Here is a 23,560-nt window from a genome sequence, read left to right as displayed (position 1 = left end):
CCAATCTGTCAATAATCATAGAAAAAGAGCGCTGGGCGCCCTTTATACCGCAATCGGTCTTATTTGAGGATGGCGTGTTCCACTTTGATGCAGCGGTCCATGATGACCGTGTATCCTGCATCGCTCAAGTCCTTAAACACATTTTCGTCCACGACATTCAATTGTGTCCAGAACACCGGACAATCAAGTTGAATGAATTCTTTCGCCAGTTCCGGCAAAAATTCGCTGCGTCTGAAGACATTGACGATATCGACGGAATGCGGAATGTCGGTCAGTGAAGCATAGCTCTTCTCACCTAATACTTCATCAGCTGCAGGGTTTACGGGGATAATGCGGTAGCCGGCTTTTTGCATGGCTTCTGATACCATATAGGAAGTCCGGTTCGGATTGGGGCTTAACCCCACGACTGCGATTGTTTTTGCAGAATCAAGGATTTTTTTAATTTCTTCACGGCTTGGATTGTTCACGGGAATCACCTGTCCTTTTTATTCTATCATACATGATTTCCTTTCGGAGGGTGAACAAACAGACACATATTGTCCAAAGAACTCGCTTCGTGTTAAACTGATAACATAAATAGAATGGTTCAAAGGAGTTCAAAATGGATACATTTCTTCCAGTACTTTTAGCTTATTTGCTTGGTTCAATTCCTTCCGCTTTGTGGATCGGGAAAATCTTTTACAAAACGGACATCCGGACAAAAGGAAGCGGCAACCTGGGCGCCACCAACACGTTCCGGACATTGGGCGCCAAAGCCGGAATCGTCGTTACCGTACTGGATATATTGAAAGGGACAGCCGCGACATTGATTCCGCTTTATATGGAGACCAATATCCATCCCTTGGTTTTCGGTGTCATTGCCGTAGTCGGCCATATGTTCCCGCTTTTCGCGAAATTCAAAGGCGGCAAAGCGGTGGCCACGTCCGGCGGCATTCTGCTCGGTTATCAATGGCCCCTCTTTTTAGTGGCGGTGGCTGTGCTTCTCATCACGTTGAAAATCACCAAGATGGTGTCGCTTTCTTCCATCATTTTAGCAGTGGTCGCTGTTATTTATACCACAATATACGCCATTTATACAGGAGATTATCTGTTCCTGGCGGTCATTGTCATCTTGGCAACATTCATCATTTACCGCCACCGCGCCAACATTTCGCGGATTAAAGCAGGTACAGAACCAAAAATCAAATGGTAAGGTTCAAGGAAAGGGCGTGCATGGAGTGAAGATCAAAATCAGTCAAGATGCATTCAAGTGGTTTCAAGAAGAAATGGAAGTCACTGCCGGAGAAGCGGTCCGTTTTTACGTTCGCTATGGCGGCTCGAGCCAGCTTCAGCCGGGGTTTTCTCTCGGCGTGACGAAAGACGAGCCTGCAGAAGCGGCTGCCGCGGTTAAACAGGATGAAGTCACTTATTATGTCGAGCAAAGTGATGCCTGGTTTTTTGATGGCCACGATTTACATGTCACGGTGAACGATGATTTGCAGGAACTGGATTATTCCTATGAGAAAGAAAGTGCCTGAAAACCGGGCAGCTTCATACCAAGATCGGCCCGCACTGCTTCGGCAGTGTTTTTTTGTCCAGTCAATGCCTCAATTCATTAAAGAGTGCCAGGAAAATGCGGATACTTTCTGGGATGAAGATGGCACGGCTCGTATTAGCCAGCTTCGCCTGTTAATGACAGCTACATGAACAGGCGAAACTCATAAACTTTTTTTGAAAGAAGGTAGTCTGTATGCGGATTCCTCAAAAAGAATTTACGGATGAATTGAAAAGGCAGATTGAATACACCGAAACGGAGTTGCAGCTGTATCTCGAAAAATGGCTTCTGCGCTACCAGCCGGCCTTCTTGCAGAACTATATGGTGCTCGACGGCGGAGTTGACAAAGAAGGCACCGATCCCTTTCAGCCGGATTATCGTTCTTCTCTTGTCATCAGCATCAGTGATGAAAACGAAGAGTTGATCGATTTGCAAACCATCCCGATCTGGACGTGTGAACGCTATTTTTTCGGTTTTCCAGTTGCCCAAAATTTCCCGCTCAGCCAAGGCATAGGAGAGCTGCTGGATGAATCATTGGAAGACATCCAAGAGGAATTGCAGGAGTATATTGAGAATTTCCTTGAATCGTGAGGCAATTGATTGCCGGCACATCTTTCCTTATCCAGCTTCACAGAAAAAACTGCCGGCAAAAATGAATCCGCCGGCAGTTTTTTTATTGAAAGGGTCTTTATGGTCACTGGAAGCGGTTCAATTGCTCCATCATGCCTTCAGCAGATAAAATCCGGCGCTGATGGTCGCCAAACAGGTCAAAATGAGGATAGTCGCCGCGCAAGTCCATCCACTCGGCCTTCAATCCGTACTGCTTCCCCCACTGCTCCAACTTTTCCAAATCGCTGCAGCCCACTTTCGTGACCGTCGAACAGCTTGGAAAGCGGTCGTCAATCCAGTAATGCGTGAGAAACGCGATATTTCCGGCTTCCACATTCTGCTTCCAGCGGTTTAGCTCTTCCCGCTTAATTCCGAATGCCATCTGGAGCCTGCTTTTTGATTTCTTCGTACTTATTATGCCATTCCGGGTAGATTTTCTGCAGCGAAACCGGGCGGAACGACTCTTTTTTGACCACGACGTGTTCAGAAGTTGCCGTCGCAGCGATCGTCCCATCTTCATGGAGGATTTCATAGCCATAGATGGTGCGGAGACGGCCATGGTCTTCCACCCAGGTGCGGACGGTCGCTTTCTGGCCATAGCGGAGCGCCGCTTTGTACTGGATTGAAATATCGGTCACAGGTGACAGATATCCTTCACTTTCCATTCCGGCGTAGGTAAACCCCAGATCTTCGATTAATTTGGTGCGGCCGATTTCCAGCCAGATAATGTAATTAGCGTGGTACACCACGCCCATTTGGTCTGTTTCCGCATAGCGGATCTCAATTTCTTTGTCGCTTATGTGCATTTTCTCTTTCACCTCTACTGTCAGTATACAGAAATTTTATGTATAAATAAAAAATAAGGCTGCCCAGAGGCAGCCTTATTTAAGTGTAAGGGATTGTGATTTGTTCAGATCAAACGTGCTGATTCAAGGCACGTTTGAACTTGTTGCTGTTGTTGTCTAGCTGCAGCGCTTGTAGGTGCTACATAGGCGCTTTCGCTTTTCTTATGCTTCTACTAATTTCTTTCTTAGTACCATTTGCAGGATACCACCGTGGCGGTAGTAGTCGACTTCAACTTCAGAGTCAAAACGCACAAGCGCGTTGAATTCTGTCACTTTTCCGTCTTCAGCAGTGGCTGTAACTGTCAGAACGTCACGTGGTTTCACGTCGTCTGTCAAGTTCACGGAAATGGTTTCGCGTCCAGTCAAGCCAAGTGAGTCGGCGTTTTGTCCGTTGACGAATTGCAATGGAAGAACACCCATCATCACAAGGTTCGAACGGTGGATACGCTCATAGCTTTCAGCGATAACTGTCTTGATGCCAAGCAGGAATGTACCTTTGGCAGCCCAGTCACGTGAAGAGCCCATGCCGTAGTCTTTACCCGCAAGAACTACAAGGCCGGTTCCGCGGTCTTGATACTTCATGGCAGCATCGTAGATCGGCAAGATTTCACCAGTCGGCCAGTAAGTTGTGAAACCGCCTGTTGTGCCTGGTGCCACTTGGTTACGGATACGGATGTTCGCGAACGTTCCGCGCATCATCACTTCATGGTTTCCTCGGCGAGATCCGTAAGAGTTGAAGTTACGAGGCTCTACGCCTTTTTCGCGCAAGTATTTCCCTGCTGGAGTATCTTTGCCGATGGCGCCAGCTGGTGAAATATGGTCAGTTGTGATTGAATCTGCAAATTTCGCGACGACACGCAAGTTATCCAAAGATTGGATCGGTTGCGGCTCTACGGATAAGCCTTGGAAGAATGGCGGGTTCTGAATATACGTCGATTCTTCATCGAACGCATATAGGGAATCGTCATTTGTTTCAATCGCATTCCATGTTTGGTTTTCGTCAAACACGCGTGCATATTCTTTGCGGAACAATTCAGGCGTCACTGTGCTCTTCACAACTTCGTTGACTTCTTCAGTTGTTGGCCAGATATCGCTTAAGTAGACATTATTGCCTTCTTTGTCTTGTCCGATCGGATCGTTTTGAAGGTCGATGTCAACCGTTCCTGCTAGTGCATAAGCAACAACCAACGGCGGTGAAGCCAAGTAGTTAGCTTTTACAAGCGGGTGGATACGCCCTTCAAAGTTACGGTTACCGGATAGTACAGAAGTCACCAATAAATCGTTGTCTAAAATCGCATCTTCGATTTCAGGAAGCATTGGGCCTGAGTTACCGATACATGTTGTACAGCCGTAGCCAACCAAGTTGAAACGGATTTGCTCCAAGTATTCAAGAAGTCCGCTCTGCTGCAGGTAGCCAGTAACAACTTTCGAACCTGGTGCCAAAGAAGTTTTAACGTAAGCTGGTGGCATTAGACCTTTTTCAGCCGCTTTTTTCGCAACAAGGCCAGCTCCAAGCATAACGTATGGGTTGGAAGTATTGGTACATGAAGTGATCGCTGCGATGCCGATTGCACCGGTCTTCATGACAGCAGTTGAACCGTCTTTAAAGTTGACAGTCGCTGTTTTGTTGATTTCTTCTTCACTCAGCGCGAAACCGTGTGGACCTTCAGGCGCCGTAACCGCTTTGTTGAATTCTGTTTTCATTTCAGACAACGGAATCAAATCCTGCGGACGCTTTGGACCGGACAAGTTCGGTTCGATTGTAGAAAGGTCAAGTTCAATTGTGTCTGTGTAAATAGGATCTTTATCAGCATCAAAGAACATGTCGTTCGCTTGCAAATAAGCTTTTACGATTTCGATGTGGTCGTCTTCACGGCCCGTCAGGCGAAGGTAATCCAACGCTTCTTCGTCAACCGGGAAGAATCCGCAAGTCGCGCCGTATTCAGGTGCCATGTTGGCGATCGTTGAACGGTCTGCAAGCGGCAATGTTGTAACGCCCGCTCCGTAGAATTCAACAAATTTGCCGACAACGCCTTTTTGGCGGAGCACTTGAGTGATTTTAAGTGCCAAGTCAGTTGCAGTAGCACCGTTTGGCAATGCGTTTGTCAATCTTACGCCGATAACTTCTGGAATTGGGAAGAATGAAGGCTGTCCAAGCATGCCCGCTTCCGCTTCGATGCCGCCGACGCCCCATCCAAGCACACCAAGACCGTTGATCATCGTCGTATGAGAATCCGTACCGACAAGTGTATCCGGGTAAGCTTCGAATGTGCCATCTTCATTTGCGATCGCATGAACAACGCTTGCCAAGTACTCAAGGTTTACTTGATGCACAATTCCCGTTTCCGGTGGAACTGCACGGTAGTTGTCGTATGCTTTTTGTGCCCAGTTTAGGAACTGGTAGCGCTCAGCGTTGCGCTCAAATTCAAGTTTCGTGTTGATTTTCAGAGATTCGTTTGAACCGTAGCTGTCTACTTGGACCGAGTGGTCAACAACCAGGTCAACCGGAACATCCGGATTGATCTTATTTGGATCTCCGCCAAGCTCAGACATTGCTGAACGAAGGGATGCCAAGTCAACGACTACCGGTACACCCGTGAAATCCTGAAGGATAACGCGTGACGGCTTGAATGGAACTTCCGCATCTTTGTTGGCATTTTTGCCCCATTTTGCTAATTCTTCAACGTGTTCGTCTTTGATGACGTATCCGTCGTGCTGACGCAATACGGATTCCAATAGTACTTTAATCGAGTAAGGAAGTCGTGATACTTTCGCGATTCCTGCTTCTTCTAATGCTGCTAAACGATAATAATTATACGTTTTGCCGTTTAGCTCAAAAGAAGTACGGCTGTTGTGCAAACTGCTTTTTGCCATGATCATGTTCCTCCTTTAAATCTTCTGAAAAGGCTGAGTTAGCGTCTTTTCTCCTCTTTCATCATACCTAAAATAGAAGCATAAGTAAATTACATTAAAATTATGGATTGTAATAAGTTTTTTGAATCACTCAACCTTTGCAGTTTCCAGTTTTTCCAATGTCTTTTTCAGCTGTTTCAAATGCCTTTTTTCGTGAAGGCCGATAAATGGAAACCATTGAATCAGAGGCACTTTGCCAAAAACGGGATGGGGCATCGATTTTCCTTCTAATGCTTCTGCTGCCGCTCCGTCATAAACTTTGTGAAGCAAAGCCCGTGAAGCTTCCAGCCGCTTCTTCATATCTTCAAGTGGAATAAATTCAGCAGAGGGCACGACATGATGCGGCGCATCCACTTTCACTACGCGGCTAACGGTCAATTGAATCGGCTTCTTGACTGCCTTTTCATATTTTCCGCTAGCCAATTGTTTGGCAAGACTTCTGGCAATCATGGTTTCCATCAGCTGGAGATGATCGAGGATCTGCATTGGTGACCACTCATCTGCAGAGGGTTTCCTATTGAGCGTTTCATCATTCACCCCTTCCACGGCTTTCAGTACAGCGTTTCTGATTTTTGCGTTTTCGTCTTTGAACATAGCTATCCCTCATTTTTACGGCCTTCTATAGTATGGCATACCCTTAAACTATTTAAATAAAGCTTTCTTGGCTAGTAATTTTTTGATCGAAGGGTGAGTGGGTCTTTTCGGACTCAATCCCGCATCCTTACAGCATTTCTGTTGATTAAAATAAGGGAAGATACGTTCTATTTTCCTTGATTAATGGTATAATTAAGGATAAATATGGAGGAGGGGAACTGCTTTATGCCTTATGGTTATGAAAAGTATCGATTAAAAAATGGCATCAGCCCGAATACGGTTGTCCATGAAGTGCAATTGATCCGTTCACTCTTCGCATTCTTGCGGAAAACGTATAAAAAACAAGTGGAACCCCATGAAATCCGGCCCAGCGATATCCAGAAATTCCTGCAGGAGGAATATGCGACGGGCATTAAAGACAGCACGTTAAACCGTAAATTGATCTACATTCGCCAATGGTTTGATTATATGTGGCGGATCGGCAAGATTCCGGTCGATTTTATGCCGAAGTTCAAATTCAATCAAAAATTGGACTTGACTCCGTCGGACATCCATGTGGACTATGAAGATCTGCTGGCTAAAAAGATGTCAGTCCTGGAATCTGATCAATTATCGTTGAACGCAAAAATTCTTTTTCTGTTGTATATGCGGGGACTCAGGCTGCGGGATATGGCAGCCATTGAGGTGGAGGATTTCGCGGATCACGGCGACGTGCTGGAACTGACCGTCGAAAAGAAAGATGGCTATGCTGTCCATATCGAATTCACGGGGAAGGAAATTCAAGTGATGCTCGAAGGCATTGAACGGGCGGTTTTCCGCAATACCCCTTACCTGCTTTCTTCAAAAGTGAAAGATGAATATACGATGTTCAAAATGGGGTCGCTTTCTGATTACACCGATTCGTTATCGGCTTTTCTTGGCACGCCGATCCGCTCGGGAGACATCCGTTTCGCTTATGTTCATCATCTGTATGCAGTGGAACATAAAAACGTGGAAGAGATTCAGCAAATCATGGGCGTTTCGCTCGATTCCGCTTCCCGTATGCTGAAAGATTCCTTGACGCGCCTAAAGCGCCATTAATTTTGCCCATTAAAATAACCTGCTCCCTGTTTTACTCAGGAGCAGGTTATTTTAAATGATGGATCACATGAACACTTCAAAGTCGAGTGCGAAATTGAATAGGATGACTGTATGAAGAATGACAAACCACATTGCCTGACGATTCAACTTTTTTGTGTTTTCGAATACCATATCCATCATCTCCTTTTGATGATTATACTGAATATTGTTTCTATTCGCAATATCTATTAAAGCTTTTTTTCAGAATTTTTTTATGGTTAGATAAAAAGGAAAAGACAAGGAGGATGACTCATGAAAAAGGCATTATTGGTAGTGGATTACACGGTGGATTTTGTGGCAAACGATGGCGCGTTGACGTGCGGAGAGCCCGGACAGGCCATTGAAGAAAAAATCTGTTCATTGACCGAGGAATTTGTTCAAAACAAAGAATTTGTGGTGATGCCGGTCGACTTGCATGAAATGGACAACAGCTTTCATCCGGAAGCGCAACTGTTCCCTCCCCACAATATCAGAGGCATGGCGGGAAGAAATTTATACGGCCGTTTGGCGGATGTCTATAGCGCCAATGAAGGCAGCATCGTCTGGTTGGATAAAACCCGATACAGTGCGTTTGCCGGCACCAATCTGGAGATTCTGCTGCGTGAACGGGACATAGAAGAAGTGCATATTGCCGGGGTTTGCACGGATATTTGTGTGCTTCACACAGCGGTCGACGCCTACAACAAAGGCTTTAAAATTGTCGTCTACCAAGACGCTGTCGCAAGCTTCGACCCGGCTGGCCATGACTGGGCATTGCGCCATTTCAAAAACACCTTGGGAGCCACTGTAAAATAATTTTTTCAACTTCATGTTTCAAAAGTCATGATTAAGGCTATATCTTAAGTGTAGCACTTATTCATAACGAAAAAGGAGTTGGACAAAAATGAGTTTCATTTTATTCTTGATTATGGGTGGTATCATCGGCTGGCTCGCAGGTCTAATTCTTGGTAAAGACATTCCTGGCGGCATTATTGGTAACATTATCGCAGGTATCATTGGCGCGTGGCTAGGCAGCTTGCTGCTTGGCGACTGGGGTCCATCAATTTGGGGCGTATACTTAATCCCAGCATTGATCGGTGCTTTAGTACTAGTGTTTATTTTAAGCCTTATTCTTGGATCTATGCGTAAAGGCAGAACAAGAAGAACTTAATAAAATATTAAAACCGGATCCTTGGGGATCCGGTTTTTTTATTGTCCTTGAAACTGCTCTTCATAAAGATGGTAATAATGCAAAATGTCTTCCACGTATTTGTCGCTGTGGTTATACTGAAAAATCGCTCTTTCGAGATCCCCGTCTGCTGCCCCGTTCTTTGACAAATAATTGGCGGCGCTGTACAAGGCGTCAGAGAGATTAAAGGGATCTGCGACGCCGTCGCCATTTCCGTCCACTCCGTATCCTCCGTATTTGGCAATGACTTCCGGGTCTGTTTTCTCGCTTTCCGGAATTTGTCCCTGCCCTTTTCCTGAGCAGGTCGGATGAGTCCAGCCGACAAACGTGCAAGGCATAAATTGAAGATGCCCTTCTGCCCCTACCGGCGACAGCAGCGGATCCATCGTCGAAAACTTCGTTTCAATGCGGTGATGCGCTGCAAGCAAGGTCCACGGGATGCCGTATTCATTTGCAGCTTCCTGATAAAGCGGAATATTTTCTTCAGGAAATTCAATTTCAAATAATTGTTGCGGCGTTTCTTTTAACGTATTCACTACTGTAATGGGGTTGAACAAATAAAACACCACGATGAAAAGCGTGGTCAGCACTACTGCAGCGGGAAACAATACAATCAAAAACCATATTTTCAAACGGTTGAGCCGTTTGCTTTTTTTCTTTTTCTTCATTTTTCCCACACCTAATCGCTCATTTCCCCTAGTTTACCATATCTTTTTGCAGATTTCTGTATACTGCTAAGAAGGAAACGGCTATAATTTACATTTTCGCATGAATGGGCATTTGATTATGCCCTTGCTTTCTGTAGACTTAAATAAAGGAGTTGGCGATTATGTGGGAAGATTTTAAGAAATTCGCTTTAAAGGGGAATGTGTTGGACTTGGCCATTGCGGTGGTGATCGGGACAGCATTCGGGAAAATTGTCACTTCCCTTGTGGAAGACATCATCATGCCGGCTGTCGGGATTTTGCTGGGCGGTTTCAGTGTGGAGGATTGGACCTATAGTTTCCAAGGGGCGGAATTGCGGTATGGCGTGTTTGCCCAATCGGTCATCGATTTTTTCATCATCGCTTTTTCCATCTTTTTAGTGATACGCGTGTTTACGAAAATAAAACGCAATAAAGATGTGCCTGCTGAAGAAGAGCTTCCGGTTTTGGATAAAAAAGAAGAGTTGCTTGTCGAAATCCGTGATTTGTTGGCAAAAGAAAAAATCGGTCAATGACCGGTTTTTTTAGCTTGTTGAAAAACTCTCGATAGCCTTATTCATTAGCCTTATTCATTTCGCTTCAGGTGGAACGCTTTCCGCGGACATGGCTTCAGCCGCTTCCTTTGCTCCTGCGATTACTCGTCGCAAATTGAAAAAACATTCGCTTTGCTCAGTCCAGGGTCTTCAGCTCATGTTATTTCCGCAGGAAGCGAACTGTGCAAAAGCACTTTTGCACGGTTCGTTTGCGACGAAGCTAGCGCAGCGATGCAGGAGCACATCTTTGCCCTTCGCCCACCTTCCGCTGCATTCGGCTCTTTTTTGTCACTTTTAGAGATTCTCTAAAATAGGGAGCTGATTCGGAAAGCTCTCTACTGTTTGTGCCTGCTCTCCAGATATGGAGCCAACCAGCGGAGGAAAACCGTACTGTCTCTGCATCGCTGCGCTAGCTTCGAGACATGAAAGGGAGCTGCTCCTGCGCAAGCTCGTCCCAAAGACTTGGCCTCACAAATCTCGGCCAATGTCTTCGCATCTGGTTGGCGGAATATCAATTAATGAGTAATTGCTAATAAAAATTTTCACTTTCCCAACAAAATAAAAAAACCGGTCATTGACCGGTTTTTTTATTTTTCTATTAATGCCTTCAGATCTTTGGTGATTTCTTCTACTGGCACATCGGTAAAACCATCGTAGTTATTGGCGATGGCACCTTCTTTATCCATCAAATAAAACGAAGTTCCATGGATCACTTGATTGCTGTTCGGATCGTCTTTGACTAAAGTTTTGAAATTATCTACGGCAAAATCCGAGATTTCCTGCTGGCTGTATCCAGTCAGCAAATGCCATTTCGATTCATCCGGAACGGAAAAGTTCTTGAGATACTGTTCCATTTTCTCCGGTGTGTCTTCCTTCGGATCAACGCTGAAAGCGATGATTTTGTAATCCTCGATGCCTTGCTTCACCAATTCTTCCTGGATGCCGGCCATATTGAACGTCATCGGTGGACATACAGTTTCGCAATTCGTAAAGACAAAAGTGGCGAGCCAAGGCGTGCCTTTTAAGCTTTCAAGAGAAACGGTCTCTCCTCTATGATCAGTGTATGAAAAGTCGTCGATTTGTTCGCTGCCGCAAGCTGAAAGAAGTAAAATCAGTCCCATGAGGAAGGCGGCTTTCATGTATCTCATGCTGTATTCCTCCATTCGTCCATAACCTCAATCTTAGCGAAAGCTTGTCGCCAATACAACTGTTGACCACCCCGCTTTGTCACAAATCTGTGAAGTCAGGAAATCTTTAAGGTGATCAATGCGTCGTGTATTGCCACAAGCTTCGCTTCCACCCGGTGCATCAAGTAAAATGACACAAAGATCGGGAAGCCCACTTCCTGGATCAAGCGCATCCACTCATCCATTTTTTCCACCTCGCTTCTATTTAAAAAGGCCCTCCTGCTTTAGGAGAGCCCAATTTGCCGTATTTCTTTACACTTGGTAATCCACTACATTGCGCTCCACAATGCGCGCGGCTTTCGCTGTGGCAAATGCTGATCCTTCCACTTCAAAGATATTGTGCGTGATGATGGTCTGCATGCCCGTCTGCAATTCCAGCGGTGTGAGGTTTTCGCGCGGTTCTTCAACCGACAAGGTCACTTCTTTTCCCGCCGTCGTTTCAAAGACCAGTTCCAATGTTTTTGCCATTCCTTATTCCTCCTTTTTCATTATGCGTAGATGTTCAACCCGGATTGCTTTTCAAGGAACAATAATTCCTTGGTTCCAAAATCCGATAAAACGATTGCCACCGCATAGATGCCGTCTGCTGCAGCTGTTTCCCTTACATTGTGATACGCTTTTACTTTTTTCTTCGTCTTGCCTTTGTCATCCAGCCCGTTGTCAAACGTGCACCGGATGTTCGCGTTCTTGAATTCGCTTGCTGCCATGTTGCTCACCTCCTTTCATTCGCTATATAGACACAAATGAAAAAAGAAGATACTTTTTTAATGAACTTTTACGAAAATCCTTCTATAATAGATGAAGGTAAGAATAAACGAGGTGAACAAAGTGGCACTTGAAGGCTGGTTTTTATGGTTTATCCTGTTTTGGGTCGTAGTCTTAGTTGGCTTGTTTGCAATAGGCGGCTTTTTCATGTTCCGGAAATTTCTCAAGTCGATGCCAAAAAAAGACGGATTGTCTGATTTGAACTGGGAAGAATACTATGTAGATAAAACCATCCATTTATGGGGAACAGAAGAAAAAGCGATGCTGAATGAATTGGTGCAGCCGGTTCCGGATTTGTTCCGTCCCGTCGCCAAGCAAAAAATCGCCGGGAAAATTGGCCAGATTTTATTGGAAGAAAAAGCGAAGAAGATGAAGCTTGAACACATCATTCGAGGGTATATCGAGGCAACTCCAAAACGTGACCATAAATTTCTGCGCAAAAAACTGGCGGAAATGCAGATTGACGTCAATCCTTACGAGCAATATTTCGAGAAATAAAAAAGCGCAGTCCTTGAGGGGAATCTGCGCTCCAGACTGCAGGCATCCCCGGCAACGCCGCGGTGCCTGCAGTTTTTTCTTTTAGATAAGCTATGGTTGATAAGAACGCAAATAGAAAGCGCAGTTCCTTAATGAGGAACTGCGCTTTCTATTTTTTCTTGAAGCTTTTTGTATTGCAGGAACATCGCCAAGCGCCACGGAACAATCATTCCGAAGGCAAGGATCCAGAACATGCCGCCCAGTTCGCCGATGTCAATCGTTGAACTCAAAACGACTTTTCCAATCAGGCGGATCAGCAATAACCCAAGCAGGATAAAGACAAATGCTTTCGATTGCTTCAAGTAGATGTCCCCGTCCCGGATTTCGAATTTCGATGTCCAGATCAGCACCGTCGAAAACAACATGCCGACTGCTAAAGCTTCCAGAATTTGCATGGGTGCGACGCGGAAAAACGGAAAAACGAACATCAAAGCACCGGTAGACATAAACAAAGGCGGCAAAATGATTTTTTTCGCTGAGGCTGGTTTTTTAGCGGATTTGGTCCGTACCACCATAGCCATAATCCCCATACCGAGCGCTCCGACAGTTGTCACCGAAAGCATTAGCCAAGAAGGAATCGTCTCCAATATTTCAAACATATTTTTTCACCTCAAAGCGCTTTATTTTCCGGCCTCTTTCTTCTATTATTGCATTTTCATTTTCATGGTTCAACTAACACTCGGGAGGATAGACCTCCACTGAGTGAAGTTTTTCTTAGTCCCTCAATCAAAACCCTTGGAAATCGCCGAACAACGGGCTCAGGATTTGGATAATGTACGTCATCCCGTCAAAGAACAGCAAGATTCCCACAGCTATCATAACATAGCCGCCGACCGTCATAATCTTCTGGCTGTTTCTGCGAAGCCAGCCAGTTTGGGCCACAAAGAATGACAAGACAAAGAATGGAATGGCAAAACCGAGAATATAAGCCACCATATACCAGATGCCGGATCCCGGGTTTGTTGCTGCCAGCGCATAAATGGCGGCTGTGATCGGACCCGTACACGGTGTCCATCCCGCCGCAAAAGCAATCCCGATGACGAATGTCCCAAGAAAACCGGAAGGCCGGTTTTTAAACGAAAGTTTTCGGTCCTGCATCAAGAACTTCGGTGTAAATACTCCGATAATCATCAACCCGAACAGGACGATAAAAATCGCACCCAATTGACGAATCAAATCATCATAACGGATAAACCATTCATAAAAGAAAGAAGTGCTGAAACCGAGAGCAATAAAGATGGTTGAGAATCCTAATAAGAAAAATAATGTATGGTACATGCCTCTTCGGCGCATGACCTTTTTATCATTTTTGAGTTCATCAATCGACATTCCAGTAATGTACGATAAAAAAGCCGGGTACAGCGGCAATGTACAAGGCGAAATAAAACTCAGAAATCCCGCACCAAACGCGAGAAACAAATTTATATCAGCGGCCACAATTGTCACCCTTTCACTATGCTCTACCTATCTTACCAAATTTATTCTCACATAACCGCCCCTTTGCCTGTGACATCTTTGTGGACAATGTGAAAAATAGAATTTCTCGTTTAGCACCGATGACAGTCTGACTTTTCAATGGCCTTGCCGTTTTTTCCCCCTTCTTCTTTTCTGCATTTTTTCTTTTTCTCTTTGCCGGTTCTTTCTTGTTGCTGGTTTTGAATTTTTGCTAAATTACCTTATGTAGTTTTCTACATGTATTATTGAAATGCACTTTTTATTAAATTATTTTTGAAGGGCTTTTGGAATGGTTCCGCGGCTCGCCTGCGCTTTTTGTCGTAAAATTTATGTCTCCTTGTGTTGCCTTGAACACTCCTAAGCCCATTTCAATTGTGGTTCCTTCCAGTAAGCTACAAATTTCAAAAGAATAGAGTCCAGGGTGATTTCCTGTTTTTCTCTTTCTTATTTCCGGTTTTTCTCTTTTCGTTTTTGACTTCTTTAAATTTTACCTTATGTAGTTTTTTACATGTATTGCCTTAAAAAGCACTTAGTTTAATTGCCCCTTCTGTTTCCATTTCGGTTGCAAAAGCGGCGAGTGGCCGCTGTCCGCCGGGAAAAAAGGAACTCTGCTCCGCGGCAGTTCATTAATAAACCGGTGTACTTGGCCAAATTTTCAACCAGGCTTTTATGGTTCACGGGCTATCAGTCTTCCGGTTCCTCAATACTGCCATCCGCTTTATGGCCGCCGATTAAATTCGCCCGTTCAAGCGCCGTGCCGGCTTCTGTATAGGAAACGGCGCGCAGTACCGCAGTCGGACCATATTTTGCCCGCAACTGGTCCATCGCTTCCCCCAATTTCCGGTTCTGCCATTTCCGCTGTTCAAACAAACTCAATTGCATCGATGTTTCATCTTCCAGCTTCGTCAGCGTGATGGCAAGCCTTCTGGCCGGCCGCCCATCATAGAACTCCGACAGCAGCGCTTTGCACACGGCATAGATTTTCAATGTATCGTTTGTCGCTTCATCGATCGTCCGCGAGCGATGAAACCCTCCCCCGAACGCTTTTTTGCTGTAGCCGACCGACAGCGAAACCGTGCGCCCCGCTTTTCCAGCTGTGCGCGCGCGCCTGGCGACATCTTCCGCCATTTCCAGCAGTACCGCCGAAATATCCTTGGCCGTCGTGTAATCCCGGTAAAGGATCTGCCCTTTGCCGTAACTGACTTGCCCTTCCACAAGCGGCGCACCGAGTTCCGACAAATCGATGCCCCAAGCATGGTGGTAAAGCTGATTGCCGAGAATGCCGAAACTTTCTTCCAGCTGCACAAGTTCGCAATGCGCCAAGTCGCCGACTGAAAAAATCCCCATGCCGTTCAAAGTGGCTTCCAGCCGTGAACCGATGCCCCACATTTTGCTGAGCGGCGTGACCGGCCATAATTTCTTCGGCACATCTTCATATGTCCATTTTGCAAACCCTGCCTTTTTCGCTTCCAGATCGAGTGCCAGTTTCGCCAGCAGCATATTCGGCCCCATGCCGATGGCGGAAGGCAGGCAAAATTGCCGAATGATGTCGTCTTGAATGCGCGCAATAAGTTCTTCGGGTGTCCCCCATAATTTCCCGGTGCCACTCAAGTCGACAAAACTTTCATCGACGCTATAGACATGGATGGCTTCAGCCGGTACGTATTCCTTCAGCAATCGCGTAATTTCCATCGATACTTTCAGAAAGAAGCCCATTTTCGGTTCAATTTTCTGGATCCGTGGATCATCTGAAATCTCAAACAGCCGGGTGCCAGTCCTGACCCCGAAATCCTTTTTCAACACCGGTGATGCCGCCAGCACCACGCTGCCGCGCCGCTCCTGATTGCCGATGACGGCAATGCAAGCTGTCAGCGGATCAAGGCCGAGGTCGATTGCAGCACAACTGGCATAGAAACTGCGCATGTCAAGGCAGATGATGGGCCGTGTTTCCAATCCCTCATACATGACTTTCCGCCTCCTTTTTTCTGTCTTTTATAATCATATACGAACATTTGTTCTTAATCAATAACCGTTTTCTGCTTTTGCTAAACTATTGTGGACGATTCCGGCAATTATTCTTCCGGGCAAAAGAAAGTTATTGATGTTTGAAAAGAAAGTAGTTCAGTCTGCAAAGGAAATAACAGTAAATCACCTTGGCATCCAACACAAAAAAAGCTGGTTTCCTCATCGAAAAGCAGGAAATCAGCTTAGGCCAAAAATACAAGTAAAAGCCGATTTTCCTTTGGGGAGAGGAAAATCGGCTTTCGGCGGCCAGATGCGGGTACCAAGCGCAACTGGCTTATATGATTGGACTTTTACCCGATGAGTTGCTTGGCAAGTCCCAGTTGATGCTGTACTTGATCAAATCCAGTGCCCCCGAGCGAGTTTCTGCGCTTTACCGCAGTTTTCGGCTTCAAGGTCTCGTAGATGTCTTCGCCAATCAAGGGACTGGCATCCTGCAGATCTGACAGCGGCAAGTCTTTCAGGAAATAACCGCGCTGGATGCAAGTGAACACCAGTTTTCCGGTCACGTCATGCGCTTCACGGAATGGCATGCCTTTTGCTGCCAAGTAATCGGCGAGTTCTGTAGCATTCGAAAAGTCCGAATGCACAGCTTTTTCCATAGAATCAGTGCGGACTGTCATAGTACGGACCATGCCTTCAAAAATCGGCAAGGATCCCATCAATGTATGGACTGTATCAAACATGCCTTCTTTGTCTTCTTGCATATCTTTATTGTAGGCAAGCGGCAGGCCTTTCAGCGTGGTGAGCAATCCGAAAAGGTTGCCATAGACGCGGCCGGTCTTGCCGCGGATCAATTCGGCCATATCCGGGTTTTTCTTTTGCGGCATAATGCTCGAGCCGGTTGAGAATGCATCGTCGAGTTCGATAAAACGGAATTCTTCGCTTGACCAAAGAATGATTTCTTCAGCAAAACGCGACATATGCATCATCAGCATCGAAGCATTGCTGAGGAATTCAACGATAAAGTCGCGGTCACTGACGGCGTCCAGGCTGTTTTGGTAAACGCCGGAAAAGCCGAGGAAGCTGGCAGACAACTCACGGTCAATCGGGAAAGTCGTTCCGGACATCGCCCCGGCGCCAAGCGGCGACAAGTCGATGCGTTTCAGCGATTCCGACAACCGTTCTTTATCACGCTCAAGCATCCAGAAATACGTCAATAAATGATGGCCGAATGAAATCGGCTGTGCGCGCTGCAAATGGGTATAGCCTGGCACCACAGTTTCTACATGGGCTTCCGCCTGTTCGACGATGGCCGACTGGAACGCAGTGACTGCTTCTATTATTTCTTTGACCCGGTTTTTTAAATAAAGATGCATATCGGTTGCCACTTGGTCATTGCGGCTTCTCGCTGTATGGAGTTTGCCGCCGACCGGGCCGATTTCATCGATTAAATGCTTTTCCAAGTTTAAGTGGATGTCTTCGTTCGAAACGCTGAATTCCAAATCGCCGGCTTGCGCTTTTTCTTTCAGCGTTTGGAGCCCCGATAAGATAAGAGCTGTGTCTTCTTCTGAAAGAATCTGGCAAGCTCCCAGCATTTTGACATGTGCTGTGCTGCCTTCCAGATCTTCCAGGACCAGTTTCTGGTCGAAAGAAATGGAAGCTCCAAACTCATCGACCCACTGTTCGGCCGATTTCTGAAAACGGCCGCCCCACAGTTTGGTCATGATTGAACGCCTACTTTCACGTTTTCAGGAACAACGACTTCTTTTTTATTGACCATGGAGTTGACGACTGTTGGAAGGCCCCATAACTCGATAAAGCCGACAGCCGATGCATGGTTGAAAGTGTCATCTGTAGAGTAAGTTGCCAATTGCTCGTTATATAGAGAGTTTGGTGATTTACGCCCTTCGATGATGGCATGCCCTTTGAACAATTTAACGCGCACTGTGCCGTTGACATAAACTTGCGTTTCTTTCAGGAATGCTTGCAATGCTACACGAAGCGGCGAGAACCAAAGGCCTTCATAAATCAATTCCGTCAATTTCTTTTCAATGACCGGTTTGAAATGCGCCATTTCCTTAACAAGTGTAATATCTTCGAGCTCTTTGTGAGCTGCAATCAACGTCATGGCAGCTGGAGCTTCGTAGATTTCACGGGATTTGATGCCTACCAAACGATTTTCCACGTGATCAATTCTTCCGACGCCGTGCTTTCCGGCAATTTCATTCAATTCCAAAATCAGTTTGGCAAATGTATAAGATACGCCGTTTAATTGCGTCGGGACGCCATTCACAAATTCGATTTCAACGATATCCGGAGTATTTGGTGTATTCTCTAAAGGCGTCGTAATATCGTAAGCTTCTTCCGGCGGCGCTGCCCATGGATCTTCCAGAACGCCACATTCGTTGGCGCGGCCCCAAAGGTTTTGGTCGATAGAGAACGGGCTGTCCAGATTAACCGGAATCGGAACATTATTTTCTTTTGCATAAGCGATTTCTTCATCACGCGACCAAGCCCATGCACGGACCGGCGCTACGACTTCAAGGTCAGGATTCAATGATTTGATTGAAACTTCAAAACGCACTTGGTCGTTGCCTTTTCCTGTACAGCCGTGAGCAACCGCTGTAGAACCTGTTTCTTCAGCAATCTCAACCAGTTTTTTGGAAATAAGCGGACGGGACAATGCCGATACAAGCGGATATTTGCCTTCATATAATGTATGTGCTTGAAGCGATAATAATGCGTATTCATTGGCAAACTCTTCTCTTGCGTCGATCATGTAGCTTTCCACCGCTCCAACTTGAAGCGCTTTTTGTTTAATGAAGTCTAAATCTTTTCCTTCTCCGATATCCAGGCATACAGCGACGACGTCGTAGCCTTGTCCTTTCAGCCACGGAATGGCCACCGATGTATCTAATCCACCTGAGTATGCAAGAACGATTTTTTTATTCAATATGAAAACCTCCAATGTATTTTTATGCAGTTATGTGCTGTTAATATACACATAATAACACGGGATATTTATAAGTGCAAGTGAATTAGTTTACAAATTTACAAAAAGAAAAAGCAGCCGCCGCTGCTTTCACTCTCCGCCTACTGTATATTCGTGTGTATCTAAATTGACGCGCACTTCAGTCATTTCCCCATCAATCATGTTATTGAATAAAAATCCGATTTCATTGTCCCGGACAATTGGCTGGCCAAGAATAACCAAACTCGACAATTGCTCGCCTTCGATGTAAGCAAGAAGCGCTTCGGATTGCTCAGCTGATGCTTCATCATTCAAAATTGACACGGTTTGCGCCTCGGCTTCCATCGGAAAAGTTTCTTTTACCGGCCCTGTGTAATCCACGCTGACTTTCATGCCGGTGCGGATATCCCCGACCACGCCGTCTGTGGTATCAGTGCCGTTTTTAAAGGATACTTTGGCATCTTTTGGAATTGTGAAATAAATATTGTTAACGAGAATCTGGTTCGCTGTCACTTGCGTGATGAACCCTTCTTCCGACAGTTCTTGCTGTTCTTCGGCTGCTGTATCCTGCTCTTCAACTGCTGCGTCCTGCTTTTTCGGTTCTTCCACAGGCTCAGCTGCTTTATCATTGGAACACGCTGCTAAAAATAGCAGGCTTGCCATCAATAGACTCAATTTCTTCAAAATAACCCATTCCTTTTCGGTTTAATCATCGTGGCGCCATTCATTTTTTTGAAAAGTCCAACAGGTTTATTTTAACCGCTGGTGGCCTTCGTTGCAATAAAAAACCGGCTGCCGCCATTAAGCTTTCAAGTAATGGAAAACACCTTTGCCGTCCATGCGTTCCGTAATCAATCCGTCTTCCAGCAAGTAATCGATTTGGCCGATTGTTTCTGACAAGGTCAGCCCCAGCTCTTTTTCATAGGCATACGGAAACAATTCTTTCGTCAAGCTGTATACGGTCTTCTCTTCATTTTCCAGCATATCCAGCACTTTCAATGCACGCTGATGCTGCTTTTCAAGCCTTACAGCAACCAGTTCATGGACATTCCGCACTTCTTCCCCGTGGCCGCTATAGACGACTCCAATCGGCATTTTCAATAACCGCTCCAGCGATGCATTATATTGAAGCAATGATTTCGGCCGGCCATCTTCCCGGTGGAGCGGCGGCTCGATCAAAGGATTCGAGGACACTTTTGCGATGACATGATCTCCTCCGATCATTTCCCCGCTTTCCGGATTCCAATAAGATAAATGGCTTTGGGCATGGCCAAGTGTTTCGAGCGCGTGCCAGCCTGGATGCCCCGGCAATGCGTCACCTTCATGGATTGCCATATCAAGAGGCCGGTTGCCCATCAGGTTCAATGGCCTTTTCATTTTTTTGACCCAGAACCACAGTTCTTCCGGCACACCTTCTTCTTTCAGGCGGTCCAGATAAAAGGCATCATGGTAGTCCAGAAATGCCTGGTCGCGCCGCAGCCATAAGTCGTTGTACGGATGTCCGAACAATTTAGCATTTTCAAAACCATCCACCCAGCCGGCATGATCCGGATGGTGATGCGTCAGCACTACTTGCTCCACATCTTTCGGCTCCACATTCGTAGCCTTTAAACCGGCTTTTAGCGCCAGCCAGGCTTCCGGTGTTTTTGGCCCGGCATCAATCAATGTCAGCATATCGCCTTTAAGTAAGTATGAATTAACGTCGCCGACTGCAAAAGGCGTCGGAATAATAATTTTATGTAAACTCATTTTCCCATCTCCCTTAGAAACTGAATCGCTATTCATCTATCATACCGATAAAAGCCGATTTCGTCACGCGGCAAAGACCATTTGACAAACAATTGGAACTACCTCTATAATTCAGATACATATACGAGCGAAGAAAAAGACCAGTACAGAAGGTGATGGTGCCAAGAGAGTGCGCTCCAGCTGAAACGCGCATCCCCGCTCCCTTCTCGAACCTGCTTTTGAGCTGCCTGTGAAAACAAGGCCGTCTATCCGCGTTAAGGATCTCGAGAAGTGCCGCAAGTCGGCAAATTTAGGTGGTACCGCGGAAACCAAGCGTTTTCGTCCTTGCAAAAGCAGGGACGGATGCGCTTTTTTTTATTGAAAAGCGCAAGCGGCCGTTAAGATTCGACAGGCAAGAGATGGACCAAAAATTGTTTGGGCCATCTCTTTGCGACGAAGCATGAAGTGCTGCAGGAGCAATATGGGTTTTAGACGATCCGGCGAAGCGGCGTGTTTTCAGCCGCACAGCCGGAGTGGCTTATGACCCGAGAATCTGGCCGCTGCAGCTGGACACTGAAAAGCGCAGGCGCCCATCTAGCCCCGGCAAGCGCTGGAGGTCTGGGCGGTAATGGCGTTTTCTGCCATTGGCGGCTAGACTGAAGCGACCTCGAGGGGCTGGACGCCGGAGCTGGACAATGAGAAAAGCGAAAGCGGCCGCTCAGCTCCGTCAGGTCTGCCCTTCTCGAAAAACTCGGCGCTGGTATCCAAAACCAAATTAGTTTACATAGCAGAAAAGGAAGTGGGAAGCATGAATATCGTATGTATCGGAGCAGGTTCCATGGCAGAATCCATGATCCATGGCTGGATCAATAAACGCATATTGAAACCAAGCGATATTTCCGTGATGAATAAATCCGATATCGATCGCCTGGAGTTTTTGCGTGATGAGTACGGTGTCAATATTGTCCAGAAAGAAAAGACGGAATTAAAAAACGCTGATTTCGCTTTGCTCGCCATGAAACCGAAAGATGTGAAAGCTGCACTTTGCGGAATTCAAGACGACTTGTCTCCAGACACAGTCATTTTATCGGTCGTGGCGGGGGTTCCTATCCGCACCATCCAGAAATACGTCGGCAATCTGCCTATTGCCCGCGCGATGCCGAATACATCAGCTAAAATCGGTAAATCGGCAACAGGCGTAGCATGGAGCGAACAAGTGACGCTTGAGCAGCAATATGAGTTAAGAGACTTGCTGTCGTCAATTGGCGGCGTTACCGTCGTAGAAGAACCGCAGCTGGATGCAGTCACTGCTGTCGCAGGCAGTGGCCCGGCTTTTATCTACTATTTCGCAGAAGCGATGACCGAAGCCGGTGTGGCCAACGGATTGTCGCTTGAGGATTCGAAAAAACTGGTCCGCCAGACGTTTTCCGGAGCCTCTGAAATGCTGCAGTATGCCGAATTCGCCGAACTGCGAAAAAAAGTGACCAGCCCGAACGGCACAACCGCCGCCGGCATTGCTTCATTGGAAGAAAACAATTTTAAAGAAATTATCGGAGAATGCATTAATCAAGCAGCCAGCCGTTCGCAAGCCCTTGGAAGAGAATTTGAATAAGGTCTTCTGATATAATTAGCTTCAAATCGCGAAGATTCGGGAGGGAACTTATTTATGGCTAAATTGTTTGAGCCCATTACCTTCAAGAATACAACATTCAAAAATCGCATTGTCATGGCACCTATGTGCATGTACCAAAGCGACCAGGAAGACGGCAAAGTGACCGACTGGCACCGTGTGCACTATCCGACACGCGCAGTCGGCCAAGTGGGCCTGATTATTGTGGAAGCGACAGCTGTACAGCCCCAAGGCCGCATTTCCATGAGAGACTTAGGCATCTGGGAAGACGGCCATATCGAAGGCCTCGCTGAAATTGTCCGGCTGATAAAACAGCACGGCGCCAAAACTGGCATCCAGCTGGCGCATGCCGGCCGTAAAGCGAATTTGGAAGTACCCATCCAGGCCCCCAGTGCCATTGCCTTTAATGAAAAATACCAGACACCCCAGGCGATGACGCTTGAAGAAATCGAAGAAACGGTACAGGCATTTAAAGACGGCGCTGTGCGTGCGAAAAAAGCCGGTTTTGACTTGATTGAATTGCATGCTGCGCATGGTTATTTAATCAATCAATTCCTGTCTCCCTTAACCAATAAACGCAACGATGACTACGGCGGCTCTGTAGAAAACCGTTATCGCATCCTGCGCCGAGTCATTGATGCCGTCAATGAAGTATGGGATGGGCCGCTGTTTGTCCGCATTTCGGCTAAAGACTATGCAGAAGGCGGCATGACGCCGGGCCAATACGTGGAAATGGTGCAATGGATGAAACAGCAAGGCGTAGATTTAATCGATGTCAGCTCCGGAGCTGTGGTTCCTGCAACGATTCCATCATACCCTGGCTATCAGGTGCCATTTTCAGAAACCATCAAACATGGAACACCTATCGCAACAGGCGCTGTCGGTTTGATCACACACGCACTTCATGCGGAGGAAATTTTGCAAAATGAACGGGCAGATATGATTTTCTTAGCCCGTGAATTGCTGCGCGACCCTTACTGGGCCTATACGGCAGCGAAAGAGCTGGGTGCTGACATTGAAGCACCCGTGCCATATGAGCGCGGCTGGATATAAGGCAGTTGCAAAATGCTCGAAATTTAGTATACTGAAAGTAACGTAAAAAAACCGAATGCCGGAGCATTCGGCCAGCTGCGTGCCGCACCAAAGGCGGTTGGCTGGAATTCTTGGCTTTGAAAACAACCGTCATTCCTCTACCACAAGGGACGGTTGTTTTCTTCGTTTATAGCCAAGTTCCCGCCTGCAACTGTACTATTATAGTAACATAAACGGAACGTGTGTTCTATTAATTATATATTTTCTTTTA

At 46.3% G+C, this 23,560-nt stretch carries 29 protein-coding genes and 1 other annotated feature; of the genes, 12 read left to right on the top strand and 17 right to left on the bottom strand.

The annotated features are described in order from the left end of the window. Window positions 1-59: 59 nt before the first annotated feature. Complete coding sequence (locus tag QWY16_RS08885; RefSeq protein WP_436837171.1) at window positions 60-467, bottom strand: CoA-binding protein; 408 nt, start codon at window positions 465-467, stop codon at window positions 60-62. Between the two features lie 134 nt (window positions 468-601). On the opposite strand from QWY16_RS08885, the gene plsY reads away from it, so the two are divergent. From plsY to QWY16_RS08865, 4 genes are read left to right on the top strand one after another with little or no spacing between them, the layout of a single operon-like run. Beyond that, window positions 602-1,192, top strand: a complete 591-nt coding sequence (gene plsY, locus QWY16_RS08880) for a glycerol-3-phosphate 1-O-acyltransferase PlsY (RefSeq protein WP_300992828.1) — start codon at window positions 602-604, stop codon at window positions 1,190-1,192. Window positions 1,193-1,217: 25 nt separating this feature from the next. Continuing rightward, complete coding sequence (locus QWY16_RS08875) at window positions 1,218-1,517, top strand: HesB/YadR/YfhF family protein (RefSeq protein ID WP_300992826.1); 300 nt, start codon at window positions 1,218-1,220, stop codon at window positions 1,515-1,517. After that, window positions 1,498-1,686, top strand: coding sequence for a hypothetical protein (locus tag QWY16_RS08870; RefSeq protein WP_300992824.1), 189 nt, complete (start codon window positions 1,498-1,500; stop codon window positions 1,684-1,686). Before QWY16_RS08875 ends, QWY16_RS08870 begins: the two co-directional genes overlap by 20 nt. Window positions 1,687-1,729: 43 nt before the next feature. Continuing rightward, a complete protein-coding gene (locus QWY16_RS08865) occupies window positions 1,730-2,125 on the top strand; it encodes a hypothetical protein (RefSeq protein WP_300992823.1) in 396 nt (131 codons plus the stop codon). Window positions 2,126-2,228: 103 nt separating this feature from the next. On the opposite strand, the gene QWY16_RS08860 is transcribed toward QWY16_RS08865, so the two are convergent. From QWY16_RS08860 to QWY16_RS08845, 4 genes are all read right to left on the bottom strand, one after another. Further along, window positions 2,229-2,525 (bottom strand): hypothetical protein, encoded by a 297-nt coding sequence (locus QWY16_RS08860; protein ID WP_300992821.1) that lies wholly within the window; start codon window positions 2,523-2,525, stop codon window positions 2,229-2,231. Further along, on the bottom strand, window positions 2,509-2,949 hold the full coding sequence (locus QWY16_RS08855; RefSeq protein ID WP_300992819.1) for an acyl-CoA thioesterase: 441 nt from the start codon (window positions 2,947-2,949) through the stop codon (window positions 2,509-2,511). Before QWY16_RS08855 ends, QWY16_RS08860 begins: the two co-directional genes overlap by 17 nt. A gap of 201 nt (window positions 2,950-3,150) precedes the next feature. After that, complete coding sequence (acnA, locus tag QWY16_RS08850) at window positions 3,151-5,862, bottom strand: aconitate hydratase AcnA (RefSeq protein ID WP_300992817.1); 2,712 nt, start codon at window positions 5,860-5,862, stop codon at window positions 3,151-3,153. A gap of 126 nt (window positions 5,863-5,988) precedes the next feature. Continuing rightward, window positions 5,989-6,495 (bottom strand): DinB family protein, encoded by a 507-nt coding sequence (locus QWY16_RS08845; protein ID WP_300992815.1) that lies wholly within the window; start codon window positions 6,493-6,495, stop codon window positions 5,989-5,991. A gap of 225 nt (window positions 6,496-6,720) precedes the next feature. On the opposite strand from QWY16_RS08845, the gene QWY16_RS08840 reads away from it, so the two are divergent. The 3 genes from QWY16_RS08840 to QWY16_RS08830 all read left to right on the top strand — a co-directional run bounded on the left by QWY16_RS08840 (window position 6,721) and on the right by QWY16_RS08830 (window position 8,764). Beyond that, window positions 6,721-7,575, top strand: a complete 855-nt coding sequence (locus tag QWY16_RS08840; protein WP_300992813.1) for a site-specific integrase — start codon at window positions 6,721-6,723, stop codon at window positions 7,573-7,575. Between the two features lie 291 nt (window positions 7,576-7,866). Next, window positions 7,867-8,409 (top strand): cysteine hydrolase family protein, encoded by a 543-nt coding sequence (locus QWY16_RS08835; RefSeq protein ID WP_300992811.1) that lies wholly within the window; start codon window positions 7,867-7,869, stop codon window positions 8,407-8,409. Between the two features lie 88 nt (window positions 8,410-8,497). Beyond that, on the top strand, window positions 8,498-8,764 hold the full coding sequence (locus QWY16_RS08830; RefSeq protein WP_300992809.1) for a GlsB/YeaQ/YmgE family stress response membrane protein: 267 nt from the start codon (window positions 8,498-8,500) through the stop codon (window positions 8,762-8,764). 38 nt (window positions 8,765-8,802) lie between these two features. Here QWY16_RS08830 and QWY16_RS08825 read toward each other — a convergent pair whose 3' ends face one another. Next, the gene (locus tag QWY16_RS08825; protein WP_300992807.1) at window positions 8,803-9,450 is read right to left on the bottom strand and encodes a lytic transglycosylase domain-containing protein; all 648 of its coding nucleotides are present in this window, start codon (window positions 9,448-9,450) and stop codon (window positions 8,803-8,805) included. A gap of 161 nt (window positions 9,451-9,611) precedes the next feature. On the opposite strand from QWY16_RS08825, the gene mscL reads away from it, so the two are divergent. Next, window positions 9,612-10,001 carry a large conductance mechanosensitive channel protein MscL gene (mscL, locus tag QWY16_RS08820; RefSeq protein ID WP_300992805.1) on the top strand — a complete coding sequence of 130 codons (390 nt, stop codon included), beginning with the start codon at window positions 9,612-9,614 and terminating at the stop codon, window positions 9,999-10,001. Between the two features lie 605 nt (window positions 10,002-10,606). Here the strand turns inward: mscL and QWY16_RS08815 are convergent. The 4 genes from QWY16_RS08815 to QWY16_RS08800 form a co-directional block, all read right to left on the bottom strand. Next, a complete protein-coding gene (locus QWY16_RS08815) occupies window positions 10,607-11,167 on the bottom strand; it encodes an SCO family protein (protein ID WP_300992803.1) in 561 nt (186 codons plus the stop codon). 95 nt (window positions 11,168-11,262) lie between these two features. Further along, window positions 11,263-11,391 carry a YvrJ family protein gene (locus QWY16_RS08810; RefSeq protein WP_300992801.1) on the bottom strand — a complete coding sequence of 43 codons (129 nt, stop codon included), beginning with the start codon at window positions 11,389-11,391 and terminating at the stop codon, window positions 11,263-11,265. Window positions 11,392-11,458: 67 nt separating this feature from the next. Beyond that, window positions 11,459-11,674, bottom strand: a complete 216-nt coding sequence (locus tag QWY16_RS08805) for a DUF2922 domain-containing protein (protein ID WP_300992799.1) — start codon at window positions 11,672-11,674, stop codon at window positions 11,459-11,461. Between the two features lie 20 nt (window positions 11,675-11,694). After that, window positions 11,695-11,913 carry a DUF1659 domain-containing protein gene (locus QWY16_RS08800; RefSeq protein WP_300992797.1) on the bottom strand — a complete coding sequence of 73 codons (219 nt, stop codon included), beginning with the start codon at window positions 11,911-11,913 and terminating at the stop codon, window positions 11,695-11,697. A gap of 121 nt (window positions 11,914-12,034) precedes the next feature. On the opposite strand from QWY16_RS08800, the gene QWY16_RS08795 reads away from it, so the two are divergent. After that, window positions 12,035-12,469, top strand: a complete 435-nt coding sequence (locus tag QWY16_RS08795; protein ID WP_300993363.1) for a DUF2621 family protein — start codon at window positions 12,035-12,037, stop codon at window positions 12,467-12,469. 128 nt (window positions 12,470-12,597) lie between these two features. Here the strand turns inward: QWY16_RS08795 and QWY16_RS08790 are convergent, their stop codons facing one another. The 3 genes from QWY16_RS08790 to QWY16_RS08780 all read right to left on the bottom strand — a co-directional run bounded on the left by QWY16_RS08790 (window position 12,598) and on the right by QWY16_RS08780 (window position 15,928). Next, window positions 12,598-13,107, bottom strand: coding sequence for a CcdC family protein (locus QWY16_RS08790; protein WP_300992795.1), 510 nt, complete (start codon window positions 13,105-13,107; stop codon window positions 12,598-12,600). Window positions 13,108-13,234: 127 nt separating this feature from the next. Next, window positions 13,235-13,945 (bottom strand): cytochrome c biogenesis CcdA family protein, encoded by a 711-nt coding sequence (locus tag QWY16_RS08785; RefSeq protein ID WP_300992794.1) that lies wholly within the window; start codon window positions 13,943-13,945, stop codon window positions 13,235-13,237. 702 nt (window positions 13,946-14,647) lie between these two features. After that, a complete protein-coding gene (locus QWY16_RS08780; RefSeq protein WP_300992792.1) occupies window positions 14,648-15,928 on the bottom strand; it encodes a Y-family DNA polymerase in 1,281 nt (426 codons plus the stop codon). Window positions 15,929-16,064: 136 nt separating this feature from the next. On the opposite strand from QWY16_RS08780, the gene QWY16_RS08775 reads away from it, so the two are divergent. After that, window positions 16,065-16,289, top strand: a complete 225-nt coding sequence (locus QWY16_RS08775) for a hypothetical protein (protein WP_300992790.1) — start codon at window positions 16,065-16,067, stop codon at window positions 16,287-16,289. Here QWY16_RS08775 and argH read toward each other — a convergent pair. The 4 genes from argH to QWY16_RS08755 form a co-directional block, all read right to left on the bottom strand. Beyond that, window positions 16,279-17,652 (bottom strand): argininosuccinate lyase, encoded by a 1,374-nt coding sequence (gene argH, locus QWY16_RS08770; RefSeq protein WP_300992788.1) that lies wholly within the window; start codon window positions 17,650-17,652, stop codon window positions 16,279-16,281. The genes QWY16_RS08775 and argH overlap by 11 nt on opposite strands. After that, window positions 17,649-18,884 carry an argininosuccinate synthase gene (locus QWY16_RS08765; protein ID WP_300993361.1) on the bottom strand — a complete coding sequence of 412 codons (1,236 nt, stop codon included), beginning with the start codon at window positions 18,882-18,884 and terminating at the stop codon, window positions 17,649-17,651. Before QWY16_RS08765 ends, argH begins: the two co-directional genes overlap by 4 nt. Before the next feature lie 126 nt (window positions 18,885-19,010). Next, window positions 19,011-19,583, bottom strand: a complete 573-nt coding sequence (locus tag QWY16_RS08760; protein WP_300992786.1) for a hypothetical protein — start codon at window positions 19,581-19,583, stop codon at window positions 19,011-19,013. Between the two features lie 117 nt (window positions 19,584-19,700). Then, the gene (locus QWY16_RS08755) at window positions 19,701-20,648 is read right to left on the bottom strand and encodes an MBL fold metallo-hydrolase (RefSeq protein ID WP_300992784.1); all 948 of its coding nucleotides are present in this window, start codon (window positions 20,646-20,648) and stop codon (window positions 19,701-19,703) included. A 121-nt stretch (window positions 20,649-20,769) separates the two neighbouring features. Next, window positions 20,770-20,977, top strand: a binding site (T-box leader). Window positions 20,978-21,435: 458 nt separating this feature from the next. Between QWY16_RS08755 and proC the strand changes: the two genes are divergently transcribed. Together proC and namA are read left to right on the top strand one after the other, a co-directional pair. Further along, window positions 21,436-22,239 (top strand): pyrroline-5-carboxylate reductase, encoded by an 804-nt coding sequence (gene proC, locus QWY16_RS08750; RefSeq protein ID WP_300992782.1) that lies wholly within the window; start codon window positions 21,436-21,438, stop codon window positions 22,237-22,239. A gap of 54 nt (window positions 22,240-22,293) precedes the next feature. Next, window positions 22,294-23,310 (top strand): NADPH dehydrogenase NamA, encoded by a 1,017-nt coding sequence (gene namA, locus QWY16_RS08745; protein ID WP_300992779.1) that lies wholly within the window; start codon window positions 22,294-22,296, stop codon window positions 23,308-23,310. Window positions 23,311-23,560 lie beyond the last annotated feature (250 nt).

The organism is Planococcus shenhongbingii (assembly GCF_030413635.1).
Lineage (GTDB): Bacteria > Bacillota > Bacilli > Bacillales_A > Planococcaceae > Planococcus > Planococcus shenhongbingii.
Note: the sequence above shows the minus strand (reverse complement) of the source record. Positions and strands in the feature narration are given on the sequence as shown.

Excerpts from the sequence above, each read along its gene's own strand:
- plsY (WP_300992828.1), top strand. The coding sequence starts at position 602 with ATGGATACATTTCTTCCAGTACTTTTAGCTTATTTGCTTGGTTCAATT.
- QWY16_RS08870 (WP_300992824.1), top strand. The coding sequence starts at position 1,498 with ATGAGAAAGAAAGTGCCTGAAAACCGGGCAGCTTCATACCAAGATCGG.
- QWY16_RS08865 (WP_300992823.1), top strand. The coding sequence starts at position 1,730 with ATGCGGATTCCTCAAAAAGAATTTACGGATGAATTGAAAAGGCAGATT.
- QWY16_RS08860 (WP_300992821.1), bottom strand. The coding sequence starts at position 2,525 with ATGGCATTCGGAATTAAGCGGGAAGAGCTAAACCGCTGGAAGCAGAAT.
- QWY16_RS08855 (WP_300992819.1), bottom strand. The coding sequence starts at position 2,949 with ATGCACATAAGCGACAAAGAAATTGAGATCCGCTATGCGGAAACAGAC.
- acnA (WP_300992817.1), bottom strand. The coding sequence starts at position 5,862 with ATGGCAAAAAGCAGTTTGCACAACAGCCGTACTTCTTTTGAGCTAAAC.
- QWY16_RS08845 (WP_300992815.1), bottom strand. The coding sequence starts at position 6,495 with ATGTTCAAAGACGAAAACGCAAAAATCAGAAACGCTGTACTGAAAGCC.
- QWY16_RS08840 (WP_300992813.1), top strand. The coding sequence starts at position 6,721 with ATGCCTTATGGTTATGAAAAGTATCGATTAAAAAATGGCATCAGCCCG.
- QWY16_RS08835 (WP_300992811.1), top strand. The coding sequence starts at position 7,867 with ATGAAAAAGGCATTATTGGTAGTGGATTACACGGTGGATTTTGTGGCA.
- QWY16_RS08830 (WP_300992809.1), top strand. The coding sequence starts at position 8,498 with ATGAGTTTCATTTTATTCTTGATTATGGGTGGTATCATCGGCTGGCTC.
- QWY16_RS08825 (WP_300992807.1), bottom strand. The coding sequence starts at position 9,450 with ATGAAGAAAAAGAAAAAAAGCAAACGGCTCAACCGTTTGAAAATATGG.
- mscL (WP_300992805.1), top strand. The coding sequence starts at position 9,612 with ATGTGGGAAGATTTTAAGAAATTCGCTTTAAAGGGGAATGTGTTGGAC.
- QWY16_RS08815 (WP_300992803.1), bottom strand. The coding sequence starts at position 11,167 with ATGAGATACATGAAAGCCGCCTTCCTCATGGGACTGATTTTACTTCTT.
- QWY16_RS08810 (WP_300992801.1), bottom strand. The coding sequence starts at position 11,391 with ATGGATGAGTGGATGCGCTTGATCCAGGAAGTGGGCTTCCCGATCTTT.
- QWY16_RS08805 (WP_300992799.1), bottom strand. The coding sequence starts at position 11,674 with ATGGCAAAAACATTGGAACTGGTCTTTGAAACGACGGCGGGAAAAGAA.
- QWY16_RS08800 (WP_300992797.1), bottom strand. The coding sequence starts at position 11,913 with ATGGCAGCAAGCGAATTCAAGAACGCGAACATCCGGTGCACGTTTGAC.
- QWY16_RS08790 (WP_300992795.1), bottom strand. The coding sequence starts at position 13,107 with ATGTTTGAAATATTGGAGACGATTCCTTCTTGGCTAATGCTTTCGGTG.
- QWY16_RS08780 (WP_300992792.1), bottom strand. The coding sequence starts at position 15,928 with ATGTATGAGGGATTGGAAACACGGCCCATCATCTGCCTTGACATGCGC.
- QWY16_RS08775 (WP_300992790.1), top strand. The coding sequence starts at position 16,065 with ATGTTTGAAAAGAAAGTAGTTCAGTCTGCAAAGGAAATAACAGTAAAT.
- argH (WP_300992788.1), bottom strand. The coding sequence starts at position 17,652 with ATGACCAAACTGTGGGGCGGCCGTTTTCAGAAATCGGCCGAACAGTGG.
- QWY16_RS08755 (WP_300992784.1), bottom strand. The coding sequence starts at position 20,648 with ATGAGTTTACATAAAATTATTATTCCGACGCCTTTTGCAGTCGGCGAC.
- proC (WP_300992782.1), top strand. The coding sequence starts at position 21,436 with ATGAATATCGTATGTATCGGAGCAGGTTCCATGGCAGAATCCATGATC.
- namA (WP_300992779.1), top strand. The coding sequence starts at position 22,294 with ATGGCTAAATTGTTTGAGCCCATTACCTTCAAGAATACAACATTCAAA.